Genomic DNA, 1,366 nt, shown 5'->3' on the forward strand with positions numbered 1-1,366 from the left:
TGTAAATAGTTCAGTCTTTATTCTATACTAACCTTCAGTAAGAATTGCTCGCTGTTTACCTTGTTGACCACCGTTGTTGAGAAAGGCTTCAGCATTCTGAAAATTATCGCAATCTACAGCTTTAGCTAGTATTTGTCCTGGTGGTAGTTCAGCACCATCTTGAGCAATAACTAGCCCTATCTCCCCTGATCGAATATTAATTAATGGTACATTGTGAACTTTAAACAACTCTGTATTAATGTAGTGAATTCCAGGAGGAATAATGGCTAATTGGTTCCCTTGTTGACCGCCGTTTTTGATAAATGCTTCAGCGTCCTGAAAAGTGCCACATTCAACAACTTTACCAAAGTTCTGACCAAGTGGAAGTGGCTGACCATCCCTTGCTTCCACTAACCCTACTTCATTAACTCTAATTTTGATAAGTTCAACTCTCTTAATTTTGAAAAGTTCTGTATTAATTGCGTATTTGCCAGTAGTAAGAATCTTTAGCTGTTGTCCCCTATATCCCCCATTGTTAATAAATGCTTTTTCATCCTCAAAATTGTTACATTCAACAGCATCACCAAAGGTTTTTCCAATCGGCAGTGGCTTGCCATCTTTCGCTTCTACTAAGCCAATTTCATAGTCATAAATGGAAGTAATTTTACTGATTTCAACAGAAAAAAGTTTAGTATTAATCCGATAAATACCATTTCTTAAAATGCCTAACTGCCTACCCCGTTGACCACCATTTTTGATAAAGGCACGACCATCTTGAAAGTCATCACATTCTTCGACAACTTTACCAAACATTTTACCTGTGGGAAGAGAAGCACCATCGTTGGCTGTTACTAATCCAATTTCATCTTTATCAATCTGTATAGCTTTTTGTTTGACAACTTTATAGGACAACGGAGAGTGGAAATGTCGTCCAGGACCAAGAGTATCAACCTGCCAACCCATTTCTCCATTAAGAGCAATTTGACGATTAGATGGTAAAGGACTACCAAACTTTTTATAGACAATTCCCACCTCATCTTCAGAGATTACATAAACGCCAGGTGCCCGATCAATTGCCATAACAAAAACTCCAATCCATTTAATTAACTAGTTAATAATCAAAATAAGAATTTTTCGCTACCTTAATCCTTATTATTTTAGGATAAAACAAAACCTTTTCATATCAATCAATCCCTCGATCTGATCTGAGGGGGTGACATGAGCCCTAAAAAGCTTAGTATATAAGGCTTTGATGCCAATGAGCTTATGGAAGATACAGCCCCAGATTAACCCTCGATTCATTGTCTTGATGCAAAGCGCGAGTGTGGGAAACCCCCGCAGGTCGGAGCTGCATCCCTTAATGGCAAGCTCAAACCCTTATAAATAC

The 1,366-nt window shown here is 38.1% G+C and carries 1 protein-coding gene; it reads right to left on the reverse strand.

All coding sequences use genetic code 11. The features are described 5' to 3' along the window. Positions 1 to 27 precede the first annotated feature (27 nt). A complete protein-coding gene (locus F6K49_RS49505; protein ID WP_293110121.1) occupies positions 28 to 1,059 on the reverse strand; it encodes a hypothetical protein in 1,032 nt (343 codons plus the stop codon). Between the last annotated feature and the right edge of the window lie 307 nt (positions 1,060 to 1,366).

Source organism: Moorena sp. SIO3I6, assembly GCF_010672095.1.

What these genes read in the sequence shown, in the direction of transcription:
- F6K49_RS49505 (WP_293110121.1), bottom strand. Translation starts at nt 1,059, where the DNA reads ATGGCAATTGATCGGGCACCTGGCGTTTATGTAATCTCTGAAGATGAG.